The sequence below is a fragment of the Nonomuraea sp. NPDC049649 genome (genome assembly GCF_040675175.1).
Lineage (GTDB): Bacteria > Actinomycetota > Actinomycetes > Streptosporangiales > Streptosporangiaceae > Nonomuraea.
In genome coordinates, this window is sequence record NZ_JBFAOH010000031.1 from 36,385 (window position 1) to 61,947 (window position 25,563).

General features: G+C 70.4%; 21 protein-coding genes and 2 pseudogenes. 13 read left to right on the forward strand and 10 right to left on the reverse strand.

Features of this window, described 5'->3' with window-relative positions; all coding sequences use genetic code 11:
* Window positions 1-73: 73 nt before the first annotated feature.
* Window positions 74-3,280, forward strand: a complete 3,207-nt coding sequence (icmF, locus tag AB0J42_RS28795; RefSeq protein ID WP_364299818.1) for a fused isobutyryl-CoA mutase/GTPase IcmF — start codon at window positions 74-76, stop codon at window positions 3,278-3,280.
* On the opposite strand, the gene AB0J42_RS28800 is transcribed toward icmF, so the two are convergent.
* Both AB0J42_RS28800 and AB0J42_RS28805 read right to left on the reverse strand, forming a co-directional pair.
* Complete coding sequence (locus tag AB0J42_RS28800) at window positions 3,277-3,417, reverse strand: hypothetical protein (protein ID WP_364299820.1); 141 nt, start codon at window positions 3,415-3,417, stop codon at window positions 3,277-3,279. The two genes, icmF and AB0J42_RS28800, sit on opposite strands and share 4 nt — an antisense overlap.
* A 6-nt stretch (window positions 3,418-3,423) precedes the next feature.
* Entirely contained in the window at window positions 3,424-4,239 is an 816-nt protein-coding gene (locus tag AB0J42_RS28805; protein ID WP_364299822.1) for an SAM-dependent methyltransferase, read from the reverse strand.
* A gap of 59 nt (window positions 4,240-4,298) precedes the next feature.
* On the opposite strand from AB0J42_RS28805, the gene AB0J42_RS28810 reads away from it, so the two are divergent.
* Window positions 4,299-5,078: a helical backbone metal receptor gene (locus AB0J42_RS28810; protein WP_364299824.1), complete on the forward strand. Its 780-nt coding sequence runs from the start codon at window positions 4,299-4,301 to the stop codon at window positions 5,076-5,078.
* Here the strand turns inward: AB0J42_RS28810 and AB0J42_RS28815 are convergent.
* From AB0J42_RS28815 to AB0J42_RS28830, 4 genes are read right to left on the reverse strand one after another with little or no spacing between them, the layout of a single operon-like run.
* A complete protein-coding gene (locus AB0J42_RS28815; protein WP_364299826.1) occupies window positions 5,071-6,225 on the reverse strand; it encodes an ROK family transcriptional regulator in 1,155 nt (384 codons plus the stop codon). The two genes, AB0J42_RS28810 and AB0J42_RS28815, sit on opposite strands and share 8 nt — an antisense overlap.
* A gap of 3 nt (window positions 6,226-6,228) precedes the next feature.
* A complete protein-coding gene (locus AB0J42_RS28820) occupies window positions 6,229-7,074 on the reverse strand; it encodes a carbohydrate ABC transporter permease (protein WP_364299828.1) in 846 nt (281 codons plus the stop codon).
* Window positions 7,061-7,978, reverse strand: coding sequence for a sugar ABC transporter permease (locus AB0J42_RS28825; protein ID WP_364299830.1), 918 nt, complete (start codon window positions 7,976-7,978; stop codon window positions 7,061-7,063). The genes AB0J42_RS28820 and AB0J42_RS28825 overlap by 14 nt, the downstream gene beginning before the upstream one ends.
* A complete protein-coding gene (locus AB0J42_RS28830; RefSeq protein ID WP_364299832.1) occupies window positions 7,975-9,342 on the reverse strand; it encodes an extracellular solute-binding protein in 1,368 nt (455 codons plus the stop codon). The genes AB0J42_RS28825 and AB0J42_RS28830 overlap by 4 nt, the downstream gene beginning before the upstream one ends.
* Before the next feature lie 411 nt (window positions 9,343-9,753).
* Here AB0J42_RS28830 and AB0J42_RS28835 point away from each other — a divergent pair, with 411 nt between their 5' ends.
* Genes AB0J42_RS28835 through AB0J42_RS28845 form a run of 3 tightly spaced genes read left to right on the forward strand, consistent with a single transcriptional unit; the run spans window position 9,754 to window position 12,877 of the window.
* Window positions 9,754-10,779, forward strand: coding sequence for a zinc-binding alcohol dehydrogenase (locus AB0J42_RS28835; RefSeq protein WP_364299834.1), 1,026 nt, complete (start codon window positions 9,754-9,756; stop codon window positions 10,777-10,779).
* The gene (locus tag AB0J42_RS28840; protein WP_364299836.1) at window positions 10,776-11,561 is read left to right on the forward strand and encodes a sugar phosphate isomerase/epimerase family protein; all 786 of its coding nucleotides are present in this window, start codon (window positions 10,776-10,778) and stop codon (window positions 11,559-11,561) included. The genes AB0J42_RS28835 and AB0J42_RS28840 overlap by 4 nt, the downstream gene beginning before the upstream one ends.
* Window positions 11,558-12,877 (forward strand): hypothetical protein, encoded by a 1,320-nt coding sequence (locus AB0J42_RS28845; RefSeq protein ID WP_364299838.1) that lies wholly within the window; start codon window positions 11,558-11,560, stop codon window positions 12,875-12,877. The genes AB0J42_RS28840 and AB0J42_RS28845 overlap by 4 nt, the downstream gene beginning before the upstream one ends.
* Before the next feature lie 95 nt (window positions 12,878-12,972).
* Here AB0J42_RS28845 and AB0J42_RS28850 read toward each other — a convergent pair.
* Window positions 12,973-13,581 (reverse strand): annotated as a pseudogene (locus AB0J42_RS28850) (transposase); the annotation flags it as partial.
* A 47-nt stretch (window positions 13,582-13,628) separates the two neighbouring features.
* Here AB0J42_RS28850 and AB0J42_RS28855 point away from each other — a divergent pair.
* From AB0J42_RS28855 to AB0J42_RS28865, 3 genes and pseudogenes are all read left to right on the forward strand, one after another.
* Window positions 13,629-13,721, forward strand: a pseudogene (locus AB0J42_RS28855) (transposase); the annotation flags it as partial.
* Between the two features lie 378 nt (window positions 13,722-14,099).
* Window positions 14,100-15,071 carry a glucosyl-3-phosphoglycerate synthase gene (locus AB0J42_RS28860; protein ID WP_364299840.1) on the forward strand — a complete coding sequence of 324 codons (972 nt, stop codon included), beginning with the start codon at window positions 14,100-14,102 and terminating at the stop codon, window positions 15,069-15,071.
* A gap of 480 nt (window positions 15,072-15,551) precedes the next feature.
* Window positions 15,552-15,680 carry a hypothetical protein gene (locus AB0J42_RS28865; protein ID WP_364299842.1) on the forward strand — a complete coding sequence of 43 codons (129 nt, stop codon included), beginning with the start codon at window positions 15,552-15,554 and terminating at the stop codon, window positions 15,678-15,680.
* Here the strand turns inward: AB0J42_RS28865 and AB0J42_RS28870 are convergent.
* On the reverse strand, window positions 15,652-16,446 hold the full coding sequence (locus tag AB0J42_RS28870) for a universal stress protein (RefSeq protein ID WP_364299844.1): 795 nt from the start codon (window positions 16,444-16,446) through the stop codon (window positions 15,652-15,654). The two genes, AB0J42_RS28865 and AB0J42_RS28870, sit on opposite strands and share 29 nt — an antisense overlap.
* Before the next feature lie 136 nt (window positions 16,447-16,582).
* On the opposite strand from AB0J42_RS28870, the gene AB0J42_RS28875 reads away from it, so the two are divergent.
* Window positions 16,583-17,176, forward strand: a complete 594-nt coding sequence (locus AB0J42_RS28875) for a phosphatase PAP2 family protein (RefSeq protein WP_364299846.1) — start codon at window positions 16,583-16,585, stop codon at window positions 17,174-17,176.
* On the opposite strand, the gene AB0J42_RS28880 is transcribed toward AB0J42_RS28875, so the two are convergent.
* Complete coding sequence (locus AB0J42_RS28880) at window positions 17,148-17,726, reverse strand: hypothetical protein (RefSeq protein ID WP_364299848.1); 579 nt, start codon at window positions 17,724-17,726, stop codon at window positions 17,148-17,150. The genes AB0J42_RS28875 and AB0J42_RS28880 overlap by 29 nt on opposite strands.
* A gap of 97 nt (window positions 17,727-17,823) precedes the next feature.
* Complete coding sequence (gene mscL, locus AB0J42_RS28885; protein WP_364299850.1) at window positions 17,824-18,252, reverse strand: large conductance mechanosensitive channel protein MscL; 429 nt, start codon at window positions 18,250-18,252, stop codon at window positions 17,824-17,826.
* Between the two features lie 180 nt (window positions 18,253-18,432).
* Here mscL and glgX point away from each other — a divergent pair, with 180 nt between their 5' ends.
* The 4 genes from glgX to AB0J42_RS28905 all read left to right on the forward strand — a co-directional run bounded on the left by glgX (window position 18,433) and on the right by AB0J42_RS28905 (window position 25,387).
* Window positions 18,433-20,526: a glycogen debranching protein GlgX gene (gene glgX, locus AB0J42_RS28890; protein ID WP_364299852.1), complete on the forward strand. Its 2,094-nt coding sequence runs from the start codon at window positions 18,433-18,435 to the stop codon at window positions 20,524-20,526.
* The gene (treY, locus tag AB0J42_RS28895) at window positions 20,519-22,654 is read left to right on the forward strand and encodes a malto-oligosyltrehalose synthase (protein WP_364299854.1); all 2,136 of its coding nucleotides are present in this window, start codon (window positions 20,519-20,521) and stop codon (window positions 22,652-22,654) included. The genes glgX and treY overlap by 8 nt, the downstream gene beginning before the upstream one ends.
* Before the next feature lies 1 nt (window position 22,655).
* On the forward strand, window positions 22,656-24,356 hold the full coding sequence (gene treZ, locus AB0J42_RS28900) for a malto-oligosyltrehalose trehalohydrolase (RefSeq protein ID WP_364299856.1): 1,701 nt from the start codon (window positions 22,656-22,658) through the stop codon (window positions 24,354-24,356).
* 152 nt (window positions 24,357-24,508) lie between these two features.
* Entirely contained in the window at window positions 24,509-25,387 is an 879-nt protein-coding gene (locus AB0J42_RS28905; RefSeq protein WP_364299858.1) for a hypothetical protein, read from the forward strand.
* Window positions 25,388-25,563 lie beyond the last annotated feature (176 nt).

Sequence of the window (25,563 nt, forward strand, 5' to 3'; positions counted from 1 at the left end):
CCGGGAAGCCTGGGAAATAGTAGGACGTCCTAGTATCTTCGTGACAGGCCCGGCGAAGAAGGAGTGAGCAGGCGTGCATGTACCGGTGAACCCCGTGCGGTTCGTGACAGCGGCGGCGCTGTTCGACGGCCACGACGCGGCGATCAACATCATGCGGCGGATCCTCCAGACGCAGGGGGCCGAGGTCATCCACCTGGGCCACAACCGGTCGGTGGACGAGATCGTCACCGCCGCGATCCAGGAGGACGCCCAGGGCGTGGCCATCAGCTCCTACCAGGGCGGCCACGTGGAGTTCTTCACCTACCTGGTGGACCTGCTGCGCGAGCGCGGCGCGGGGCACATCAGGGTGTACGGGGGCGGCGGCGGGGTGATCGTGCCCGAGGAGATCGAGCTGCTCCACTCCCGGGGCGTCGCCCGGATCTTCTCGCCCGAGGACGGCCAGCGCCTGGGCCTGCCCGGGATGATCAACAAGCTGATCGAGGAGTGCGACGTCGCGCTGGAGGACCCGCCCTCGGTGGAGGCCGTCGTCTCCGGCGACCAGGCGGCGCTCGCCCGCGCGATCACCCTGATCGAGGCCGGCCGGGCACCGGCGGAGCTGGTCGAGGGCCTGCGCGCGGCCGGGCGGAACGCCCCGGTGCTGGGCATCACGGGCACCGGCGGGTCGGGCAAGTCCTCGCTCACCGACGAGCTGGTCCGCCGGTTCCGGCTGGACAACGACGACAAGCTGCGCATCGCGGTCGTCGCCATCGACCCGACGCGCCGGCGCGGCGGCGGCGCGCTGCTCGGCGACCGGATCAGGATGAACAGCCTGAGCCCGCAGACCTACTTCCGCTCACTCGCCACCCGGGGCGCGCCCAGCGAGGTGCCGCCCTGCCTGGACGACGTGATCGCCGCCTGCCGGGCCGCCGGATACGACCTCGTCGTGGTCGAGACGCCCGGCATCGGCCAGGGCGACGCCGGCATCGTGCCGCACGTGGACGTGCCGATCTACGTGATGACGCCCGAGTTCGGCGCCGCGTCCCAGCTGGAGAAGATCGACATGCTCGACTTCGCCGAGGCCGTGGTGATCAACAAGTTCGAGCGGCGCGGGGCCGAGGACGCGCTGCGCGACGTGCGCCGGCAGATGGTGCGCAACCGGGAGGCGTTCGGCGTCAGGCCCGAGGACATGCCGGTCTTCGGCACGATCGCGGCCCGCTACAACGACGCCGGCGTCACCGCGCTCTACCACGAGATCAAGCGCCTGCTGATGGACAAGGGACTGCAGGCGGGCCCCGGCCTGCTGCCGCCGGTCGAGGGCCGCACCTCGCGGGCCTCCGCCGCCATCGTGCCGCCCTCCCGGACGCGCTACCTGGCCGAGATCGCCGAGACCGTCCGCTCGTACCACGAGGAGACCCGCGCCCAGGCCGAGGTGGCGCGCCGCCGCCAGCAGCTGGAGGCGGTGCGGGCGCTGCTCGGCGAGGAGGACGAGCGGCTGGCCCGCCTGAGCGAGCAGGCCGAGCGCGAGCTGACCGGCGAGAGCCGGGCGCTGCTGGCCGGCTGGCCCGAGACCAAGGCCCGCTACAGCGCGGACGAGTTGGTCGTACGGGTGCGCGACCGGGAGATCCACACCCCGCTCTGGCGCGAGACCCTGTCCGGCAACCGGATCCCGCGGGTGGCGCTGCCCCGCTTCGAGGACCACGGCGAGCTGCTGCGCTGGCTGCGCTCGGAGAACCTGCCGGGCCGGTTCCCGTTCACCGCGGGCGTGTTCCCGTTCAAGCGCGACGACGAGGACCCGACGCGGATGTTCGCCGGGGAGGGCGACCCGTTCCGCACCAACCGGCGCTTCAAGCTGCTGTCGGAGGGCCAGCCGGCGACCCGGCTGTCGACCGCGTTCGACTCGGTGACGCTGTACGGGAACGACCCCGACCTGCGGCCCGACATCTACGGCAAGGTGGGCACGTCCGGGGTGTCGATCGCGACGCTCGACGACATGAAGGTCCTCTACGACGGCTTCGACCTGTCGGCGCCGAACACGTCCGTGTCGATGACCATCAACGGGCCCGCGCCGACCATCCTGGCCTTCTTCCTCAACACCGCCGTCGACCAGGCGCTCGATCGCTTCCGCGAGGAGCACGGCCGCGAGCCGACCGAGCAGGAGGCCGCCGAGCTCCGCGCCCGCACCCTGTCGACCGTGCGCGGCACCGTGCAGGCCGACATCCTCAAGGAGGACCAGGGCCAGAACACCTGCATCTTCTCCACCGAGTTCTCCCTGCGGATGATGGCCGACATCCAGGAGTGGTTCATCCGCAACCAGGTGCGCAACTTCTACTCGGTGTCGATCTCCGGCTACCACATCGCCGAGGCCGGCGCGAACCCGATCAGCCAGCTCGCCTTCACCCTGGCCAACGGCTTCACCTACGTCGAGGCGTACCTGGCGCGCGGCATGGACGTGGACGACTTCGCGCCCAACCTGTCGTTCTTCTTCTCCAACGGCATGGACCCCGAGTACAGCGTGCTCGGCCGGGTGGCCCGGCGGATCTGGGCGATCGCCATGCGGGAGCGGTACGGCGCGGGGGAGCGGTCGCAGAAGCTCAAGTACCACATCCAGACCTCCGGGCGGTCGCTGCACGCCCAGGAGATGAACTTCAACGACATCCGCACCACCCTCCAGGCCCTGATCGCCATCTACGACCACTGCAACAGCCTGCACACCAACGCCTACGACGAGGCCGTCACCACCCCGTCAGCCGAGTCGGTGCGCCGGGCGATGGCGATCCAGCTCATCATCAACCGCGAGTGGGGCCTGGCCCGCAACGAGAACCCGCTGCAGGGCTCGTTCATCATCGACGAGCTGACCGACCTGGTGGAGGAGGCGGTGCTGAGCGAGTTCGAGCGGCTGTCGGACCGGGGCGGCGTGCTCGGCGCGATGGAGACCGGCTACCAGCGCGGCAAGATCCAGGACGAGTCGATGCTGTACGAGACGCGCAAGCACGACGGGTCACTGCCGATCATCGGGGTGAACACCTTCCGCAACGGCGACGACGGCGACGATCATGTCCCGCAGAAGCTGGAGCTGGCCCGGGGCACCGAGGAGGAGAAGCGCTCGCAGCTGGAGCGGCTGGAGTCCTTCCACGAGCGGCACCGCGACGAGGCCCCGGCCGCGCTGGCGAGGCTGCGCGAGGCGGCCATGTCCGACGGCAACGCCTTCGAGGTGCTGATGGACGCGGCCCGGGTCTGCTCGCTGGGCCAGATCACCGAGGCGCTCTTCGAGGCGGGCGGCCAGTACCGCCGCAACGTCTAGAAGACGAGATCCTGGAAGGTCCCGTCGGCGGAGCGGTTGAAGGCCGTGTCGCCGTAGGAGGCCGCGAACATCACCGCCGCCACGAGGAGGACGGTGGCGGCCGGCGTCCCGGCCGCGGCGGCGGCTCTGCGCGCCACGGCCGGTCAGTTCTTGCGGCCGACCCCGCACAGCCCGAGCGAGGCGGTGGGATCGTCGAGGAAGTCGATCGTGTCGCCGTCGTCGGGCCGCCACTGCGGCAGCCAGACCAGCCCGGGTTCGAGCAGTTCGAAGCCCTCGAACAGGGCCTCGATCCCGGCCCGGTCGCGCGGCGCGACCTGCGAGGTGGACTTCTTGTAGACCTCGGTGCCCCCCTCGACGGCGTCCGGCCGGGAGTCGCTGGCGGCGTGGCTCAGGACCAGGTAGCTGCCGGGGGCCATCGCCTCGCGCAGCGTCGCGATGATCTCGCGCGGGTTCTCCGAGTCCTGGACGAAGTGCATGACCGCGAGCAGCAGGACGGCGACCGGCTCCCGGAAGTCGATGACCCGGCGGACCTCCGGGTGGTCGAGGATCTGCTGGGGCTTGCGGACGTCACCCTGGACGGCGACCTTGTCGCGGCCGTCGAGCATCGCCCTGGCGTGCACCATGACGACCGGGTCGATGTCGACGTAGATCACCCGGCTGGTGCCCAGGACGCTGTCGGCCACCTCGTGCACGGCGCCCTGGCTGGGCAGGCCGGTGCCGATATCGAGGAACTGGCGGATGCCGGACTGGGCCAAGTGGCGTACGGCCCGGCCCAGGAAGGCGCGGTTGGCCCGGGCGGCGACTCTCGCCTCCGGCACGAGGGCGAGGATCTTCTCGGCCGCCTCGCGGTCGGCGGGGAAGTGGTCCTTGCCGCCGAGGTAGTAGTCGTACATGCGCGCGACGTTGGGCGTGTTCGGATCGAACCCCGCGGACTCTGGCTCCAACCGGCGGCCCCCCACATCCGGAGATGAGAAACTTTCCAAGATTCTAAGTGCAGGAGACGCGGTGTGTGGTGAGAATGTCTGTCTTTACGGATGACAATTCTGACAAGCAAGATGACACAGGAGTCCCGGTTCCGGTTCCGGGCACGGTGTCGCGGATCGTCTCGCTCGTCCCGTCGCTGTCCGAATCCGTCGCCGCCACCCTGCCGGGCGCCCTGACCGGCGCCACCGACTGGTGCGCGCACCCGCCCGGCCTGGACGTGACCCGGGTGCGGGGCACCAAGAACCCCGACCTCGACGCCATCCTGCGGCTCCGCCCGGACGTCGTGCTCGCCAACGCCGAGGAGAACCGCGCCCCCGACATCGAGGCGCTGCGCGCGGCGGGCGTGCCCGTCTGGGTGACCAGGATCGAGACGCTCGACCAGGCCTTCAGCTCGCTGGCCCGGATGTTCACCCACGCCTGCCGGACCGCCGTCCCCGCCTGGCTGACCAGGGCCGAGGAGGTCTGGCGCGAGCCGTACCGCGGCCCGCGGCGGACCGCGGTCATCCCCATTTGGCGGCGCCCCTGGATGGTCGTCGGCCGCGACACCTTCACCGGCGACGTGCTGGCCCGGCTCGGCGTCGACAACCTGTACGCGGGCCATCCCGAGCGCTACCCGAAGATCCCGCTGGACGAGCTCGTGGCCGCCCGTCCGGACCTGGTGGTGCTGCCCGACGAGCCGTACGCGTTCAGCGACACCGACGGCCCCGAGTGCTTCCCCGGCCTGCGCTCGGTGCCGGTCAGCGGGAGGCTGCTCACCTGGTACGGGCCCTCGCTCGTACAGGCCAGGGCGGAGCTGGAGCGGGCGCTCAGGTGACGGCGCCGGCGCGCGCCAGCGCGGCGTCCACCGCCTGCGGCGACAGCACGTGCTCCATGACGAGCACCGCGGTGCCGACGACGCCCGCCCGGGCACCCAGCGAACTGGTGACGATCTTCAGGTTCCGGGTCGTGTACGGGAGACTCCTGCGGTAGACGCTCTCCCGGATGCCCGTCAGATAGTGCTCGCCGGCCTCGGCCATGTCGCCCGCCAGCACCAGCACGCCGGGGTTGAGCAGGCTGACCGCGGTGGCGAGCACGATGCCGAGCGTCCGCCCGCCCTCCTGGACGCGTGCCATGGCCGCCGGGTCGCCGGAGCCGACCAGCCGCACCACGTCGCGGCTGGTGGCCAGGCCCAGGTCGGCGGCCATCGCCTGGCCGCTGGCGAGCGAGGCCACGCAGCCGCGCGAGCCGCACGTGCAGACCCGGTCGTCGGTCTCGGAGAGCCGGACGTGGCCCAGGTTGCCGGCCGCCTCCTCGACGCCCCGGTAGATCCGGCCGCCCAGCACGATGCCGGTGCCGATCCCCGTGGAGACCTTGACCAGGACGAGCGAGGCGCAGCCGCGCCAGGACGACCACCACTCGCCCAGCGCCATCGCGTTGGCGTCGTTCTCCACCAGGACCGGCACCCGGAACCCGGCCCGCAGCTCCTCGGTGATCGGGTGGTCGTCCCAGCCGGGCATGAGGAACGACCGGATCATCCGGCCGGAGGCGTGGTCGACCGAGCCCGGCAGGTTCACGCCGATGCCGCACACCTGCCGGGGCGGGCGGCCGGTCGTGTCCAGCAGCCGCTGGAACGCCTCCCGAACCCAGGTCAGCACGGCCTCGGGGCCCCGGTCGATGCGCATCTCGACGTGCTCCTCGGCCAGCGGCCGGGCGGCCAGGTCGGTCAGCGCGACCCGGGCGTGGCTGGCCCCGAGGTCGGCGACCAGGGCCAGGCGGCTGGTGGCGTCCACGTCGAGCACCGACGGAGGCCGGCCGCCCCCGGAGACCCCGACGCCGGACTCGTGGATGTAACCGGCCTCGATCAGCCGGTCCACCCGGTCGGTGACGGTCGACCGCGACAGCCCGGTGAACTCGATCAGCTCCTTGCGGGTGCGGCAGGTGCGGTCGCGGATGAGCTGGAGGATCTGCCCTGCCGTCAGCATGGTCTATCCCTTCTCCGCCCCCGCCGTGAGCCCCTCCGTCAGCAGCCGCTCACTGGCGAAGAAGATGATCACGATGGGTAGTGTCAGCACCACAGATCCTGCCATGAGCACCGTCGTCGGGATCTCGATGCTGCCCGCCAGCTGCGAGAGCCCGAGGGAGACGGTCCAGCTTCCCCGCTTCTCCACCAGGAAGAGCAGGGCGAACAGGAACTCGTTCCAGGCGATCATGAACGCGTAGAGACCGGTGGCCATGAGCGCGGGCCTCGACAGCGGCAGCACCACCCGCCAGATGGTCGACAGCCGCCCGCAGCCGTCGATCGCCGCCGCCTCCTCCACGCTCTGGGGCACGGTCTCGAAGTAGTTGCGGAGCATGTATACCGCGACCGGCACGGTCTGCGCGATGTAGACGAGGATCAGCCCGGCCAGCGACCCGCGCAGCCCCAGCATGGTGAACAGCACGAACAGCGGGATGGCCAGCACGATGGCCGGGAAGAGGTAGACGGCCAGGAACAGGAAGTGCACCTGCCGCCGCCCGAAGAACCGCAGCCGGGCGACCGCGTACGCCCCGGGGATCGAGATCAGCAGCGTGACCGCCACCGACGCCACGGCCACGATCCCGCTGTTGCGCATGAAGGTGAGGAACCCCTGCGGCCCGAGCACGTCCGCGTACGTGGCGAGGGTGAACTCCCGCGGCCAGAACGACCCGGGATCCAGGATCAGCTCCTGCACGTCCCGGAACGACAGCATGACCATGTAGCCGAACGGGAACGCGGTGACCAGGAAGAGCACCGCGATCACCACCGGCCGGAGCACCCCGAGCAGCGCCCGCTCGAACCTATCCCTGCTCATCGCGCTCACTCCCGCCGAAGAACCGCAGATACAGCACGAGGAAGACGACCATCACCACCGCGAGCACGATCGCCTGCGCGGCCGCGGCCCCGAGGTCGCCGCGGGCGGTCAGGAAGTTGTAGACCCGCACGCTGACGACCTCGGTCCCGGCCCCGCCGCCGGTCAGCAGGTAGACGTCGTCGAACTTGGTGAAGGTGAACACGAACCGCAGCACCGACAGCAGCGCGATGATCCGCCAGAGCTGCGGCAGGATCACGTGGCGGAAGCGCTGGGTCGGCGTGGCCCCGTCGACCAGCGCCGCCTCCTCCAGCTCCGAGGGCAGCGCCTGCACCCTGGCCAGGATGAACAGGAACGCGAACGGGAAGTACCGCCACGCCTCGAAGGCGATCACCGTGAGCAGCGCCACCGGCACCTCGACGCCCAGGAACGTGCCGCGAGCCTGGGTGAGGAAGGCGACCGGCTCGGCCAGCCAGGTGTTGACGATCCCGTACTGCGGGTTGAGCATCGTCTCCCACAGGAACGTCGCGGCCACCACCGGCGCCACGTACGGGATCAGGATCGAGGCCCGCACCAGCGTCCGCCCGCGGAACCGGTCGCGCAGCGCCAGCGCCGCCACCAGCCCGATCGCGATCGACAGCACCGTGCCCGCCACCGTGTAGACGAGCGTGTTGACCAGGGCCGACCAGAACCCCGGCTCGGTGAGCACGTAGGTGAAGTTCTCCAGCGTGTAGTTGCCGAAGATCCCGGCCTGGCGGATGTTGATCAGCCGTACGTCCTGGAACGCCAGCATGATCGCCCACAGCAGCGGCACGACCACCACGACCAGGGTGATGACCAGCGTGGGGGAGATCAGCGTCAGCCCCGCCCTGCCCTCCTGCTCGGGCAGGGTGCGCCCGCGCCTCATTCGCGGATCCCGCGCTTGATGGTCTCGACCTCGCGGGTGGCCTGGGCCGCCGCCTGCTGCGGGGTGATCGAGCCGGCCACGGCCGCGCTCAGCGCGGTGGGCACGGGCAGCTCGCCCATGACCGCGCCGGCGAGCTTGCCCTGGCCCTGCGGGATGCCCCAGCGGTCGAACGTGTCGGGGGCGGTGCGCAGCGCGTCGAGCACCTCGGGCGGGTAGATGTCGCCCAGCGGCTTCTTGGTGTCGACGCCCGCCTCCAGCGCCTCCCACTTCTCCGCGAAGTTCGTGCGGGTGGGGAACTTGCCCTCCGGCGCCATGCCGAGCCACCGCTCGTAGCCCTCGTTCATCATGTACGAGACGAACCGGGCCGACGGGTCCGTCGCGGAGTCCCGCATGATCGCCCAGGAGACGATCTCGCCGTACTGGGCGGGGGCGCTCCCGGCGGGGCCTTTCAGCGCGGTCACCACGCCGGTGTTCTCGGCCAGCCACTGCGGGTTGCCGCGGCACTGCTCGCAGCTCGGCAGCGCGTCGTTGCGCAGCCCCGCGAGCTCGTCGAGGATGAACGACGACCAGATGGTCATGGCGGCCTTGCCGGCGAAGTAGGTGGCCCGGGTGGAGTCGACGTCCTGGCTGCCCTTGACCGAGTATTTCCTGGCCAGGTTCGTGTAGAACGCGAACGCCTGGACGCACTGCGGCGAGCCGAGCGTGACGTTTCCGGCGTCGTCCACGAGCTCGCAGCCGTTGGCCAGCGCCACGTGCTCGAAGCTCTGCGCGGTGAAGGAGTCCTTGGGCGCGACGGCGAGCGTGATGCCGGCGACGCCGCCGGTGTTCAGCTTGGCCGCGGCGGCCTCCAGCGTCTCGTAGGTGTCCGGTGGCCGCAGGCCCGCCTTCTCGAACAGGTCCTTGCGGTAGAGGATGAGCTGGGCCCAGCCGTCGCTGGGCACCGCGAGCAGCTCGCCGTCGCCGGTGTCGAGCTCCAGCGCGCGGGCGGAGAACGTGTCGCGGCCGAGCTGATCGACGATCTTGCCGGGGGTCTCGGTGTCGAGCAGGTCGTTGGCCTCCAGCTCGCGGACGGACGCCAGGGGCAGCGCGCCGATCACGTCGGGCAGGTCGCCCGCGGCCGCGGCCGTGGTGATGACCTGGCTGAACTGGTCCTCGGCGATGCCCACGAGCTCGACCTGGATGCCGGTCCGCCGCGTGAACTCCTCGATGATCTGCTCCTGGACGGCCATCCGGTCCTCGAGGTTCTCCTCGGTCCAGACGGTGATCTTGTTGCCCGCTTCCTGCTCGTTGCCGCCACCGCAGGCCGTCAGGCAGGTCGCCGACAGGAATGCGACGGAGAGGACGGCGGTCACCTTCTTCGGCATGTGCGCGCTCCTCCGCTCGGGGATATGCCGCCACTTACCCGCCGATCAGGTCGCGCAACGTCGGGCGGCGATCCGGGCGTGCCCGGCGCGTTAAAGCGAGTGCCCGGCCTCGGCGAAAACCTGGTCAGTGGCAGACGCGGCAGACAGCGCGGAAAGGGATCAATCTGATCGGATTCCGATCATCGGGTGGGGCGGTTCCGGCTGGTCCCGGCGCCGGGAGCCCCTGCTTGGACCGACATGTCCTAAAAAGGGGGTATGGTCACTTTCCAAAACTGGATGGCTGAAACCCCTTTTACCAAAGCTTCTCTCATGAGGGTCGTAGACTTTAGAGTGATCCGAGCACGACTATCGAGTGCTGAGAAGTACTAAACCCGTGACTTTTGACTGATCAATAAGCGTAAGTGTTGGGGAATGCGCGTCATCACCTTCGAAGAACCGGGCCGCGTCTCTGCCGCCCTGGAGCCGCCCGCCGAGCTCGTGCCGGGCAGCGTGCGCGTTCGTACGATGTACTCGGGCGTCTCCGCGGGCACCGAGCTCACCGCCTATCGCGGCACCAACCCCTACCTGCACCGCAAGCGGGACACCGAGCGACGCCTCTTCCTCGACGGCCGGACGCACGCCTACCCGCTGACCGGCTGGGGCTACCAGGAGGTCGGCGAGGTGGTGGAGGCCGCGCCCGAGCTCACCGTCGGCGACATAGTTTGGGGGATCTGGGGTCACCGCGCCGAGGCAGTCGTCCCGGCCGACCGGCTCGCCGGCCATGTGATGCCACCCCGCGCGACGCCGCTGCACGGAGTCTTCGCCCGGGTCGGCGCCATCGCGCTCAACGCCGTGCACGCCGCCGACATCCACCTCGGCGACCAGGTCGCGATCTTCGGTCAGGGCGTGATCGGCCTGCTCGCCACCCGGCTGGCGGTGCTCAGCGGTGGCTGGGTGGTCGCGGCCGACGCCATCCCGGCCCGGCTGGAGCTGGCCAGGAAGTACGGCGCCGCCGAGACGTTCGACGTGCGGGCGGGGTCGGTCGCCGAGTTCACGCGCAAGCGGGTCGAGGGCGCCGACACCGCGATCGAGCTGAGCGGCAGCCACCACGGTCTGCAGGAGGCCATCCGCACCGTGCGGCGCGGCGGCCGGGTCGTCGCGGCCGGCTTCTACCAGGGTGAGGGCGCCGGGCTCCGGCTGGGCGAGGAGTTCCACCACAACCAGGTGCAGCTCGTCTCCTCCCAGATCGGCGGCGTCGCCTCCTGGCTGGCGCACCGGTGGGACGTCGAGCGGCTCCAGCGCACCTTCATGGAGGTCGTGCACCGGGGCGAGCTCGACGTCGGCGACCTCGTCAGCCATGTCGTGCCCGTCGACGACGCTCCGGCCGCCTTCGACCTCATCGACGAGCACCAGTCCGAGGTGCTCCAGCTCGTGTTCACCTTCGAGGAGTCACAGTGAAGCTCGCCGCCCAGGAGCAACTCCTGCCGGGAAGGTCTCTGCAGGAGAAGTTCGCCTTCGCCGTCGAGGCCGGGTTCGACGCCATCGAGCTCCGGGGCAAGGGCGACTTCCACTTCGCGGGCCGTCTCACCGAGCTGAAACGCGCCAAGGCCGACGGCGTGGTCATGCCGACCGTCTGCGTCGACATGCCGCACTTCATCGGCGACTTCGACCCGGCCAAGCGCACGGACGCCATCCAGCAGCTCCGCTCCCAGCTGTCGGTCATCGGCGAGCTGGGCGGCATCGGCGTCATGACCCCGGCCTCCTGGGGCCGGTTCTCGCTCCGGCTGCCGCCGTTCACCCCGCCGCGCAGCCCCGAGGAGGACCGCGAGGTGCTGGCCGAGGCGCTGGGCATCCTCGGCGAGCACGCCCAGCGCAACGGTGTGCTGATCATGCTGGAGCCGCTCAACCGGTACGAGAACCACATGGTCAACACGTTGCGCGAGGCCGTCTCGTACTGCTCGATGGACTCGATCAGAGTCGTCGGCGACACCTACCACATGAACATCGAGGAGGACGACCCCTGCCGCTCCCTGGCCGAGGCCGCTCCCTACCTCGCGCACATGCAGATCAGCGACTCCAACCGGAACCAGCCGGGCACCGGTCACCTCGACTGGGCCGCCCAGCTGGCCGCGCTCGACGCCGTCGGCTACGACGGCTATCTCGCGCTCGAATGCCGCCTGCGCGGCGAGCCCGAGATCGTTCTTCCCCAGACAGCCGCCTTCATCAGGAAATATCTATGATCCTCCGCGACGCGCTGCGCGTCCTGATCGCCAACTGGGACGGCAGCTACACGGTCCCCTCCCGCACGCTCTACCCCCACCAGTGGAGCTGGGACTCCGCCTTCATCGCCATCGGGCACGCCCGCTGGTCGCCCCGGCGGGCCAGGACGGAGCTGCTCAGCCTCTTCGGCGCCCAGTGGGAGGACGGCAGGGTGCCGCACATCGTGTTCAACCCGGCGGTGCCGGACGCCGCCTACTTCCCCGGCCCCGAGTTCTGGGCGACGCGGTCGCCGTCCGGCTACGCCACCTCCGGCATCGTGCAGCCGCCCGTCCACGCGATGGCCGCCTGGCGGGCGCACCTGGCCGAGCCCGACCACGGCTTCCTGGCCCGGATCTACCCGCGGCTGGTCGCGCAGCAGGAGTTCCTGCGTACGCAGCGGCGCGGCATCGACGGGCTCATCTCGATCGTGCACCCCTGGGAGTCCGGCATGGACAACAGTCCGTGCTGGGACCTGCCGCTCAACGCCGTCGAGCCGATGCCCGACGGCGTGTGCCGCCGCGACCTGGCCCACATCAGCCCGGCCGAGCGGCCCACCGACCGCGACTACGAGCGCTACATCGCGCTCGCCCGCGCCTACCGCGACACCGGCTACCGCGGCACCTGCGCCTTCCAGGTCGAGGACCCGCTCTTCAACACCGCGTACGGGATGGCCGAGCACACGCTGGCCGAGATCGCGGCCGTGCTCGGCCACGACCCCGCGCCGCACCGCGCCGAGGCGGAGCGGATCACCGCCGCGATGGTGGATCACCTCTACCAGGACGGCCTGTTCCACCCCCGCGACGCCATCACCGGGTGCCTGATCCGCTCGGGCAGCGCCGCCGGTCTCACCCCGCTCATCCTGCCCGGGCTGCCCCGCGACGTGGCCAACGCCCTCATCGGCACCGGGCTCGACCTGTTCGGCCTGAAGGACGGCGTGCTGCCGAGCTTCGCCCCGGCCGCCCCCGAGTTCGACCCGGTCCGCTACTGGCGGGGGCCGAGCTGGATCAATCTGGCCTGGCTGGTCTGGCAGGGGCTCAAGGACCGCCGGCCCGACCTGGCCGCGATCCTCGCCGACGGCATGATCAGCGCGGTCACGACGTCCGGCTTCCACGAGTACTTCGACCCCTTCACCCTGCGCGGGCACGGGTCCGGCGACTTCAGCTGGTCAGCCGCCCTGGTCGTGGACGTCATCGCTGAGCACGGCCTGAAGGGCGTGCCGCTCACGGCTCGCGAGCTGGGCCAGCAGGCGGGGGCCCGCGGCGAAGCCGACCACATCGGTGATCACGTGCCGGCTTGACGCGCTCCCCGGCCCGCAGTGCAGGCCGGGGATTCAGGCCGTGCCGCGCGTGCGGCACCTCTGCGGCTTCCTGTTCCACCGGGTCCTGCCCTCCGCTAGGCGGCGGGTCTTACGGTCCCTCCGCAGGCGTTCAGCCTCTCCGCCCGTCCGGCGGCGAGGATGTCGAGCGCGGCGTTGACGTCCCGGTCGTGTGCCGCCCCGCACGGGCAGGCCCAGGCCCGGACGTTCAGCGGCATGGACCCGGCCAGCCGGGTGCGGGCCAGGCCCTTCACCTACAGGTCCTCCACCATCACCGCTTGGTTGTCGCGGATGATCGTCGTGGAGAGCTGGTGCGTGAAGTCCCGGCGCGCATCAGCCACCCTCGCGTGGGCGCGGGCGACCTTGACGACGGCCTTCTTTTTCCTGTTGTTCGACCCCTTCGACTTGCGCAGCAGCCGTTCGGCGCGGCGCAGAAACCGGGGGTTGTCGACCTTCCGGCCGTCCGACAGCACCGCGAAGTGTGTCAGCCCCAGATCGATGCCCACCTCGGCGACGCTATCCGGCAGCGGGTCGGTGGCGGCCTCGACCACGAACGAGGCGAAGTACCGGCCCGCCGCGTCCTTGATCACAGTGACGCTGGAGGGCTCGGACGGGAGGCGGCGGGACCACTTCACCGGAATGTCGCCGACCTTCGGCCCTCTCCGCTTCCCGGACGCCGACGCGAAGTAGTTCCGGCATCCGGTGTTCACTGGCACCCAACCGGGGGAACAAGTTGTGGTCGGGTTCCTACTTCGCGGGGAGCGTGGGCGGCGCTTCGATCAGCGTCCTGCGCCAGTACATCGAGCAGCAGAACCGCCCGGCCTGAACCGTCAAGACGCGGTTCGCCTTGACGGCGAATCGGCTCGCCCTGTCCCGCTACGCGGCAAAGTCCGCTTCAGCTCTGGGCTGAAGGTCGGAGCATTGCGGACGAACCCGATAGCAGCTCAGGGCGGTGAGCAGGGCGATGCTCTCGTGCGACAGCCGCTCCATGGGCGATCCCGGCGATCGTCACGTCGGGGAAACCTGATAGGACGTGGGCATGACGGGCGGCGACATTACCGGCTCCGACGATGCCCACCCGGGTGGTGTCGGGAGACATAACCCGGCATATCCCACCTGTCTCGGAGAACAAACGAACATGTTCGAAGAGTCATCGCAGGGGAAGGTGTCGCCGACCTGACCTCCAAAGATCGGGGTTGACTGCATGGAAACAGATCTGGGGGCCTTGGCGAGGGTCCGGGAGTGGTACGGGCCCCACTTCAGCACGGCCGCCGAATGGCCGGTCGACGCCCTCCTGCTGGCCAAGGGCAGCACCACGGTAAGCGTGGTGCTGCCGGCCCACAACGAGGAGTCGACGGTGGGGGAGATCGTCACCGAGATCCGCCGCGACCTGGTGGAGCGGGCGCACCTCGTCGACGAGATCGTCGTGGTCGACTCCCTGTCCACCGACGCCACCGCCGCCCGCGCGGCCGCGGCCGGCGCCCGGGTCGTCGCGCAGGAGGCGGTGCTCTCCCAGCTGCCGCCGCTGACCGGCAAGGGCGAGGCGCTCTGGAAGGGCCTGGCCGCCACGTCCGGCGACATCGTCGTGTTCGTGGACGCCGACCTGCGCGACTTCGGCTCGCACTTCGTCACCGGCCTGCTCGGGCCGCTGCTCGTGGACCGTGACATCCACTTCGTGAAAGGCGCCTACGAACGCCCGTACACGGGCGACGACGGGGTGCCCCGCCCCGGCGGCGGGCGTGTGACCGAGCTGGTGGCCCGCCCGCTGCTCAACATGTTCTGGCCGGAGCTGTCCGGCTTCGCCCAGCCGCTCGGCGGCGAGTACGCGGGCCGCCGCGAGTCGCTGGAGCAGGTCCCCTTCGTCACCGAGTACGGCGTCGAGTTCGGGCTCCTGGTGGACCTGCTGGAACTCGTCGGCCTGGACGCGATGGCCCAGGTGGACCTGGGCGTGCGCATCCACACCCACCAGTCGGTGCACGCGCTCGGCCGGATGGCCGGGCAGATCATGCTCACCGCCTGGTCCCGCCTGGAACGCCAGGGCCGCCTGGTCTCCGCCGAGGAGCCCGCCCACACCATGCTGCGCTTCGCCCTGGACGGTCAGCCCGAGCTGGTGGACATGGCCGTGGCCGAACGCCCCCCGCTCGCCTCCCTCGTCTTAGAGGAGGACGTCGCGTGAGGATCCTGCTGAACTCCGGCCCCTGGCTGCCCGTGCCGCCCCCCGGTTACGGCGGCATCGAGAACGTGGTCGCCACCCTCATCCCCGAACTGCGCGCCCGCGGCGTCCACGTGGTGCCGGCCTCCGTGGGCGAGAGCACCATCGAGGTGGACGAGCTGATCAGCGTCTACGCCACGGGCCAATTCCCTCACCTGCAGAAACCGTACAACCAGGTCATGGGCATCGCCCACGCCCACCAGGCGCGCGTGGCGGCGGAGCTGCGCCGCCGCGATGACATCGACCTCGTCCACGACCACGTCGCGCCCTACCTCGACGGCGACCGCGCAGCCTGGGTCGGCTCCGTCGGCGGCGAGGACCGCGACTGGCTCTACGCCTCCGCCCGCGCATCGCTCTTCCCGATCCAGTGGGACGAACTGGGCGGCACCGCCGTCGTCGAGCCTCGCCGACACCGAGGAGGAGCTCGCCGAGTGGATCCTGCGGGTGGACGAGATCGACCCGGAGGAGTGCCGCCGCGAGGCCGCGCGCCGCTTCTCGCCCGCCGTCATGGCGGACCGCTATCTGGAGCTGTACGAGCGGACGATCAGGAGAAGCCGCGCGGTAGCACGGTGACCGGGATCGACGCGGCGCGCAGCAGCTTCATCGCCACCTCGCCGAGGAACACCCGGTGCGGCTCGGCGTCCTCGCTCGCCGCGCAGACCAGCAGCTCGCCCGGCAGCCAGCCGGCCGCCTCCATCGCGGCCGCCGGGTCGTGGCCCTCGGCGACGTCCGGCTCGGCCTCGATGCCCGTGGTCTCCCAGGCCAGCCGGACCGCCAGCGCCAGGTCGTCGCGGATGCGCCCGGGGTCGTCCGTACGCAGGTCGAAGGTGATCAGCCGGAGCGGGACGCCCAGCCGGAGCGCGGCCTGGGCCACCCGCGGCACCGCCTCGTCGCACTGCGGCCGGTGCACGTACGCGAGCGTCAGCCGGGACGGACCGCCGGCCGGCACGTAGCCGGACGGCACCATCATGACCGCCTGCGGCGACCGGTGGAGCAGGTGGTCGCCGGTGCTGCCCAGGACGATGCGGCCGTGCTGCCCGCCGCTCGCCGACCCGACCACGATCAGATCCGCCTTGATGCGACTGGCCAGCACGCCCAGCCCGCGCCCGGCGCCCCGGCTCTCGAAGGCGATGTACTCGGACGGCACGTCCTCCAGCGCCACCCCGGCCTCCGCCAGGTTGGCCTGGGCCTCCACCGCCCGCCCCGGGCTGCCGGGCGGGTAGACGGCGGCCACCGTGAGCTCGCCGCCGGTGACCCGCGTGATGGTGCTGCCCAGGGCCAGCGCCTCCCGCCCGCCCGCGTCGTGCGTGTAGCCGACGATCACGTGCTCTCCGATCACGCCTGCCTCTGTACCCGGTCCGGGCAGGGGTCACGCCGGGCGCGGCAACGGGACGATCTTGTTTCCCGAGGTGGAGGCGGTGCGCTTCATCTCCTCGTAACATCTGGTCCATCACCTGTTAACGGATAGGACACCCGTGTACCGCGATATCGTCGACTTCGCCCTCGCCACCCCGGCCTGGGTGCACACCCTGGCCGAGATCGGCACCGACGCCGGGCTGTTCATCTTCGCGGCGCTGTTCGTCGTCTGCTGGTGGCGGGAGCGCCACGCGCCCCCGCGCGACCTGGCCATCGCCATCGCCGGGCCGGCGGCGATCGTCGGCGCCTACATCTTCAGCGAGCTGCTGAAGCTGGTCATCCGCGAGGACCGGCCGTGCCGGGGCGGAATCCCGACGATCGCCGCCTGCCCGCCGCTGGACGACTGGTCGTTCCCGAGCAACCACTCGGTGATCGCCGCCGGGGCCGCGGGCACGCTCATGCTGGCCTGGCGGGCGATCGGCTGGGTGGTGGTGCCGCTGGCCGCCGTGATGGCGTTCTCCCGGGTGTTCGTCGGCGTCCACTACCCGCACGACGTGCTCGCCGGGTTCGTGCTCGGCATCACGCTCGCGCCGCTGCTGACGCTGCTCCTGGTCGGCGCCGTCACCCCGGTCGTCCGGCTGGCCCGCGGCCACTTCTACGCCCGGTTCGGCGGCCCCGACCAGGTCAGACGGCTGACCAGGAGTGGCGGCTGAGGAAGCCCCGCTCGCCGGTCGCGTACTCGTGGAAGGCGCGACGCACCTCCTCCAGCTCGGCCACGTCGGCGCGCACCATCGACTTCTCCTTGTACTCCAGCTCGTAGCCGGGCGAGACCTGGATGAAGTGGCGGCCGTAGTTGACCAGCGCCACGAACGGGTTCTGCGGCGACATGGTGCCGAGCACGTCGTGCACCAGGCCCAGATCGGGATCGCGCACCACCAGCCCGTCGCCGGTGTGGAGCTGCATGCCCTGGTAGACCCCGAGCGGCGCCACGTTGTGCACGAGGTCGCGCTGCGGGTCGTAACAGACCAGCCCGTGGGTGCGAGCGATCTCGAACACCTGGGCCGACATCTCGTCCATGGTTTCCAGGTCCATCGTCACCAGCACGTGGTCTCCGTGGACGGTGACGTTTCCCGGCAGTTCCTCGGCGATCTTCGGCGTCTCTCCCTGGAGGGGTTCGCCCTTCCGGGCCTCCAGGTAAGTGGCCCGCGCCTGGTCTCTGGAGACGGGCACAGGCTCGTCCCACACCATCAACTCAACGCTCACCCGTCCATCTTGTCGGACCCCGGACGCACTTTGATGGGTACGAGCAGGAACATTGCCGAATCCGCGACCTGACCGCCGATCGCCCGCGTGGCGTCGCCTATCCCGTTGCGGCGGGTTTCTCCGTCTCGGGTACGAGCTCGCTCGTGCAGTGCATGCAGCGCCGCGCCTGGATGGGGACCTCGCCCAGGCACTCCGGGCACTCCTTGGTGGTGGCCGCCTTGTCGCGGTCGAAGAGGCTGATCAGCCGGGTCATCGGCAGCACCACCAGCCAGTAGACCACCGCCGCGATGATCAGGAAGGTGATCAGGTGGTTGAGGAAGTCGCCGTACTTGAACTCGCTGCCGTTCACGGTGAACGAGTAGTCGGCGAAGTCGGGCTGCCGCCCTCCGGTGACGGCCCCGATCAGCGGCGTGATGAGGTCGCGGACCAGGGCCTCCACCAGCCCGCTGAACGTGGCGCCGATGATGACGGCCACGGCCAGCTCGACGATGTTGCCGCGCAGCAGAAATTTTCTGAACCCACCCATAAGAGCGGTATGTAGCCGGTCAAGCCCAGGTCAAACCTCGCTGTCTGCGCTCCGTCTCCGTCCGTGAGGTGATCGGGGGGAAAGGCGGGGAAGGTACTGGTCGCGTTATCGGGTATCGAGACCGGGCTTGTCCGGTAGGGCGGGGGGACAGAACATGGGAGGGACCGGGAGGAAGCCTCGATGATCGAAATCTGGCCGGGAGATCCCTACCCGCTCGGGGCTACCTACGACGGCGCCGGCACGAACTTCTCGCTCTACACCGAGGTCGCCGACGCGGTGGAGCTGTGCCTGTTCGACGAGGAGAACCGCGAGCAGCGGGTCAAGCTCACCGAGGTCGACGGCTTCATCTGGCACGGCTACCTGCCGGGCATCGGCCCCGGCCAGCGCTACGGCTACCGGGTGCACGGCCCCTACGAGCCCGAGCGGGGGCTGCGCTGCAACCCGAGGAAACTGCTGCTCGACCCGTACGCGATGGCCATCGAGGGCGGCGTCCGCTGGCACGAGGCGGTGTACGGGTACCGGTTCGGGCATCCCGACACCCGCAACGACCTCGACTCGGCGCCGTACGTGCCGCGCTCGATCGTCATCAACCCGTTCTTCGGCTGGGGTCACGACCGGCCGCCCGCGACCCCGTACCACGACACCGTGATCTACGAGGCGCACGTGCGGGGGCTGACCATCCGCCACCCGCAGATCCCCGAGCGGATCCGCGGCACCTACGCCGCGCTGGGCCACCCGGTGATCATCGATCATCTGACGAAGCTGGGCGTGACGGCGCTGGAGCTGATGCCGGTCCACCAGTTCGTCACCGACCACGTCCTGGAGGAACGGGGGCTGGCGAACTACTGGGGCTACAACTCGATCGGCTTCTTCGCGCCGCACAACCGCTACTCCAGCACGGGGCAGCGGGGCCAGCAGGTGCTGGAGTTCAAGGCGATGGTGAAGGCGCTGCACGAGGCCGGCATCGAGGTCATCCTGGACGTCGTCTACAACCACACCGCCGAGGGCAACCACCTGGGGCCGACGCTGAGCTTCCGGGGCATCGACAACCCCGACTACTACCGGCTGGTCGACGACGACAAGCGCTATTACATGGACACCACCGGCACCGGCAACAGCCTGCTCATGCGCTCGCCGCACGTGCTGCAAATGATCATGGATTCGCTGCGCTACTGGGTCATCGAGATGCACGTCGACGGGTTCCGCTTCGACCTGGCCTCCACGCTCGCCCGCGAGCTGCACGAGGTCGACCGGCTGAGCGCCTTCTTCGACCTGGTGCAGCAGGACCCGGTGCTGTCGCAGGTCAAGCTCATCGCTGAGCCGTGGGACGTCGGGCCGGGCGGCTACCAGGTGGGCAACTTCCCGTCCCGGTGGACCGAGTGGAACGGCCGCTACCGCGACACCATCCGCGACCTGTGGCGCGGCCAGCCGGCCACGATGCCCGAGTTCGCCTCCCGCTTCACCGGGTCGAGCGACCTCTACCAGGCCGACACCCGCCGCCCGGCCGCCTCGATCAACTTCGTCACCTGCCACGACGGCTTCACGCTGCAGGACCTCGTCTCGTACGACCACAAGCACAACGAGGCCAACAAGGAGGGCAACCGCGACGGCACCGACGACAACCGGTCCTGGAACTGCGGCGAGGAAGGCCCGGCGGGCTGGGCCGTCGAGTCGCTGCGCGAGCAGCAGAAACGCAACTTCCTCACCACGCTGTTCCTGTCGCAGGGGGTGCCGATGCTCTCCCACGGCGACGAGCTGGGCCGCACCCAGCAGGGCAACAACAACGGCTACTGCCAGGACAACGAGCTGACCTGGGTCGACTGGTCCGACATAAGGGAGAACTGGCTGCTGCTGGAGTTCACCCAGAGCCTGGCGGCGCTGCGCAAGAAACACCCGGTCTTCCGCCGCAGGCGGTTCTTCTACGGCAAGCCGGTACGGGGGCTCAGCGACATCGCCTGGCTCACCCCGTCGGGCGAGAAGATGACCGACAGCGACTGGAACGTCGGCTACGCCAAGTCCCTGGCCGTCTTCCTCAACGGCGAGGCCATCACCGAACCCGACCGGCGCGGCCGGCCCATCACCGACGACTCGTTCCTGCTGCTGTTCAACGCGCACCACGACACCATCCGCTTCACGATCCCCAAGGACTATGGCGAGATGTGGCAGACCGAGATAGACACCGCGATGCCGATCAGATTGGACGTGCGCATGTGCCGGGCCGGTGAGGGCGTGGCCGTGCCGGGGCGGAGCGTGCGGGTGCTCCGCCGTGTCTAGACCGATAGCGACCTACCGGCTGCAGCTGACACCCGGCTTCGGCTTCGCCCAGGTGGCGGAGATCGCCGGCTACCTGCGCGACCTCGGGGTCAGCCACGTCTACCTGTCGCCGATCCTCCAGTCGACGCCCGGCTCCCTGCACGGCTACGACGTCACCGACCACTCCAGGATCCGCGAGGAGTTCGGCGGCGCGAAGGGCTTCCGGGAGATGGCCGAGCAGCTCGCCGCCCACGACCTGGGCATCGTGCTCGACCTGGTGCCCAACCACATGAACACCCGTAACGACGCCTTCTGGTCGGTGCTCAGGGACGGGCCGGACTCCCCGTACGCGCGCTGGTTCGACATCGAGTGGCAGGACGGCGAGGTCACGCTGCCCGTGCTCGGCGACGACACCGAGCCGGTCGTCGACGGCGACGTGCTCCGCTACCACGAGCACGAGTTCCCGCACCCGGGCCACTACCGGCTGGCCGACTGGCGGGAGGGGCCCGGCTACCGGCGCTTCTTCGACGTCTCCAGCCTGATCGGGCTGCGCGCCGAGGACCCCGAGGTGTTCGCCGCCACCCACGAGGTGATCTTCTGGCTGATCGGCGAGGGCCTGGCCGACGGGCTCCGCGTGGACCACCCCGACGGCCTCGCCGACCCGCGCGGCTACCTCGAACGGCTGCGGGCCAGGTCCGGCGGCATCTGGACGGTCGTGGAGAAGATCCTCATCGGCGGCGAACGGCTGCCCGCCGACTGGCCCTGCGAGGGCACCACCGGCTACGAGACGCTCAACCGGGTCACCGGCCTGTTCGTCGACCCCGGCGGCAAGCGGCCGCTGATCGAGCTGTTCACCCGGCTGACCGGCGAACCGGCCGACTACCGGCAGGTCATGACGGCCGCCAAGCGGGAGGTCATCGACCTGTTCTTCGGCGCGGAGGTGGACCGGCTGGCCCGCGCCGCCGCCTGCGACCCGGCCGCGGTCGCCGAACTGCTCGCCGCCATGCCGGTCTACCGGGCGTACGTGGTGCCGGGCGAACCGCCGCCCGCCCTGTCCGTCGAGATCGTCGAGCGGGCCGCCGCGGCCTGCTCTCCCGCCGTCCGCCCGCTCGCCGAGCAGGTCCTGTACGGGTCGCCCGAGGTGATCGTCCGGTTCCAGCAGACCTGCGGCCCGGTCATGGCCAAGGGGGTCGAGGACACCGCGCTCTACCGGTGGTTCCCGCTGTCGTGCCTCAACGAGGTCGGGTGGGAGCCGGACCACTTCGGCGTGCAGGTCGAGGAGTTCCACGACTACTGCGCGGCCATGCCGCCGCACACCATGACCACGCTCTCCACCCACGACACCAAACGCTCGGAGGATGTGCGGGCCCGCCTGTCGGTCCTGTCGGAGCTGCCCGAGGAGTGGGAGAAGGCGGTGTCCGACTGGTCGGCCCAGGTCGCCTTCGACCCCCACCTCGACTACCTGGCCTGGCAGAACCTCATGGCCGCCTGGCCGATCTCCGCCGACCGGTTCGCCGACTACCTGCTGAAGGCGGCGCGCGAGGCCAAGACCGCGATCTCGTGGGTCCGCCCCGACCCCGGCTACGAGGAGGGGTTGCGCGCGTTCGCCGAGGCGGCCGTCCGGCTGCCCGTCGGCGAGTTCACCGAACGGATCGACCGCTACGCGATGACGAACTCGCTCGGCGCCAAACTCGTCCAGCTCATGATGCCCGGCGTGCCGGACGTCTACCAGGGCAACGAGACCACCGACTTCTCCCTGGTCGACCCCGACAACCGGCGGCCCGTCAGCTACCCGCGCGTCCCCGCGTCGGCCTGGGACGCCGCCAAACTCCGGATCACCACCCAGGCGCTGCGCCTGCGCCGCCGCATCGGCCCCGCCGCCCCGTACACCCCCTTGCGGGCGGACGGCGAGGCGGCGGAGCACGTCATCGCCTTCACCCGCGGCGGCACCCCCGCGTCGGCCGTCGCCGTCGCCACCCGGCTGCCCGTCCGGCTCGAACGGCGCGGCGGCTGGGGCGGCACCACGCTGCCGCTGCCGCCCGGCGCCTGGCGCGACCTGCTCGGCGGCGGCGTCCACACCGGCCGCGTCCCCCTGGCCCTCCTGCTCGGTTCCTCTCCCGTCGCACTCCTGGAGCGAAATGATCTTTGACGTGTGGGCACCGAACGCCACGGCCGTCGAGGTCATGGTGGCGGGCGGACGACGCGCCATGACCGCCGGACCGGACGGCTGGTGGTCCCTCTCCGTCCCCGAGGCGGGCCACGGCACCAGATACGGGTACGTGCTCGACGGCGACGGCCCCTACCCCGACCCGCGCTCCCGCTGGCAGCCCGAAGGCGTCTTCGGGCCCAGCGCCGTCTACGAACACGCCCGCTACACCTGGTCCGACCACGAATGGAAAGGCCGCGACCTGCGCGGCGGCGTCATCTACGAACTCCACATCGGCACCTTCACCCAGGAAGGGACCTTCCAGGCCGCCGCCGACCGGCTCGACCACCTCGTCGAACTCGGCGTCGACTTCGTGGAGATCATGCCGGTCGCGCCCGTGCCCGGCACCCGCAACTGGGGCTACGACGGCGTCGACCTGTACGCGGTCAACCAGACCTACGGCGGCCCCGACGGGCTCAAAATCCTCGTCGACGCCTGCCACCGGGCCGGCATCGGCGTCATCCTCGACGTCGTCTACAACCACCTCGGGCCGTCAGGCAACTTCCTGCACCCGTTCGGCCCGTACTTCGGCGGCTTCCAGGGCAGCTACTGGGGCGAAGCCGTCAACCTCGACGGGCCCGGCTCCGACGTGGTGCGCCGCTACTTCATCGACAACGCCCTGCAATGGCTGCGCGACTACCACATCGACGGGCTGCGCCTCGACGCCGTGCACGCCCTGCACGACAGACGCGCCACCCACCTGCTCGCCGAACTCGCCGACGAGGTGGACGCCCTGTCGTGCGCCGTCGGCCGGCCGCTGTCGCTGATCGCCGAATCCGACCTGAACGACCCGCGCATGGTGCGCTCCCTCGACGCCGGCGGGCTCGGCATGACCGCCCAATGGAACGACGACGTCCACCACGCCCTGCACACCGCGGTCAGCGGCGAGACGCACGGCTACTACGCCGACTTCGCCGGACTGACCGCGCTGGCGAAAGTACTCACCCGGGGCGTCCTGCACGACGGCGGCCACTCCAGCTTCCGCGGGCGCTCCCACGGCCGCCCCTACACCGGCGTTCCCGGCCACCGGCTCGTCGCCTGCCTGCAGAACCACGACCAGATCGGGAACCGGCCCATGGGCGACCGGCTGCCGATGCCCGCCCTCAAGCTCGGTGCGGGGCTGCTGCTGACGTCGCCCTTCACGCCGATGCTCTTCATGGGGGAGGAGTGGGGGGCTCGGACGCCGTTCCTGTTCTTCTCCGACCATGTGGAGGCGCACCTGCGCGAAAGTGAAGGCGGGCGGCGGGAGAAGGAGTTCGAAGGGTTCGGGTACTCGTGGGAGGCGCCCGACCCGTCGGCGGAGGAGACGTTTCTGAGTTGCAAGCTCGACTGGGACGAGCTGAAAGAGGAAGAGCACTGGTCGTTGCTGTGCTGGTATCGGGACCTCATCGCACTCCGGAAGGCGCTGCCGGAATTGACGGATCCGCGGCTGGAACGGGTTCGGGTGGAGGCCGAACCCGGGGGTGAATGGCTGGTGATGTGGCGGGGCGGGGTGTGCGTGAGCGTCAACTTCAGCACGGACACGGTCACGGTTCCGGTGGGGCTGGGCGGGGTGCTGCTGGCTTCGGACGAGCCGGTATCGGGAGATGACCAGGGGGTTCGCCTCCCAGGGCAGTCCCTGGTAGTCCACCGCCCTACTGCTTGACCACCTGACCCCATCCCACCGTCACGGTCGTCCACCGGCGGCTATCCACAGAAGCTGACCGGCCCAAGGCCGTTATCCCCAGAACCCGGTTCGCCCCAGCAGGCGCGGGCCACTCTTGCCGATCCTGGAGCCCCGACCCACCGGAGGCCCCTATGAAGATCGTCCTGCCCCTACCCGTCACTCTGACGTCCCTGTTCATCGTCACGCTCATCGACGGAGGCTTCGTGCCCTGGCGGCTGACCGGCCCCTACAGGAAGGCCGCGATGGCCGCGCTCGGCACTCCCCGCCTGCGGCTCATCCACCACCCCACCCCGTGGCAGCCCACCGCCGTCACCCTCACCCCCGACGAGCGTCACCTGCTCCGCCGCTCCCGCCACCACCTCGCCGTCTCCACGACGGTCCCACCCCACGAACTGCCCGCCGCCGTCCAGGCCGCCAGAGCCGCCGCCCGCGCCCTCGCCCACGCGTACGAGGGACTCCTGATAGACCCGCTGACCGGCTCCACCCTGCCCGCCCAAGACCCAGAACCCGTCACCTTCCACCTGTCCGACGACTGGCTCGGCTGGGACGTCCAGACCCACGACGGCGCCACCTGCCCGCCCTGGGACCCCACGGGCACCTGCGACGGCCTCACGATCACCTCCCGGGGCCTGCGCCGCTTCGCGCTCCCGGAGATCACCCTCGACGGCGCGGCCTGCGCCCACACCCTCTGCGCCACCAACCTCCTGCGTACGGTCGCCGCCCGCCTGGTCTCCGACCATCTGGCCTTCGCCGCCGCCCACCCCGAGGCCCGCCGCCGCGCCATCGACGACCACCTCCCGCTGCCGCCCGCCCCGCTCGGTGTCCGCCTCACCCCGTGCGTGCCCGCCCTCTCGCCAACCAATGGCATCAGCCGCCTGAGAGTCGGCCCCGCAGATGACACCGCTCCCGCCACGTACCTAAGAATCGGCCCTCCGGCGGCCTTCACCGGCTCACTCAACGACTGGCTCTGCGCCACCCAGGCCCCTGTCCGCGCCACCATCGCGGCGTAGTCGATTGTAGGCCGGTAGCGGAGGGTCGCTTACCGGATAAGCCCAGTTTCCGTTTTGTGATCATTACGAATCTTGTCAGGTTGGTTTCGTCTATTTTATGTTGATCTTAGATCACGCTTCGAGTCGCACCGGCACGCATGACGCGCGGCGAAGAGCGACGGTCGACGTCCTTGTCC

Bases quoted from the DNA above. Each gene is read 5' to 3' on its own strand.
- mscL (WP_364299850.1), bottom strand. From the start codon at position 18,252: ATGGGTGGGTTCAGAAAATTTCTGCTGCGCGGCAACATCGTCGAGCTG.
- AB0J42_RS28905 (WP_364299858.1), top strand. From the start codon at position 24,509: ATGAAGATCGTCCTGCCCCTACCCGTCACTCTGACGTCCCTGTTCATC.
- AB0J42_RS28815 (WP_364299826.1), bottom strand. From the start codon at position 6,225: ATGCTGACGGCAGGGCAGATCCTCCAGCTCATCCGCGACCGCACCTGC.
- AB0J42_RS28845 (WP_364299838.1), top strand. From the start codon at position 11,558: ATGATCCTCCGCGACGCGCTGCGCGTCCTGATCGCCAACTGGGACGGC.
- AB0J42_RS28830 (WP_364299832.1), bottom strand. From the start codon at position 9,342: ATGCCGAAGAAGGTGACCGCCGTCCTCTCCGTCGCATTCCTGTCGGCG.
- AB0J42_RS28835 (WP_364299834.1), top strand. From the start codon at position 9,754: ATGCGCGTCATCACCTTCGAAGAACCGGGCCGCGTCTCTGCCGCCCTG.
- AB0J42_RS28810 (WP_364299824.1), top strand. From the start codon at position 4,299: ATGTCTGTCTTTACGGATGACAATTCTGACAAGCAAGATGACACAGGA.
- AB0J42_RS28820 (WP_364299828.1), bottom strand. From the start codon at position 7,074: ATGAGCAGGGATAGGTTCGAGCGGGCGCTGCTCGGGGTGCTCCGGCCG.
- AB0J42_RS28825 (WP_364299830.1), bottom strand. From the start codon at position 7,978: ATGAGGCGCGGGCGCACCCTGCCCGAGCAGGAGGGCAGGGCGGGGCTG.
- AB0J42_RS28860 (WP_364299840.1), top strand. From the start codon at position 14,100: ATGGAAACAGATCTGGGGGCCTTGGCGAGGGTCCGGGAGTGGTACGGG.
- glgX (WP_364299852.1), top strand. From the start codon at position 18,433: ATGATCGAAATCTGGCCGGGAGATCCCTACCCGCTCGGGGCTACCTAC.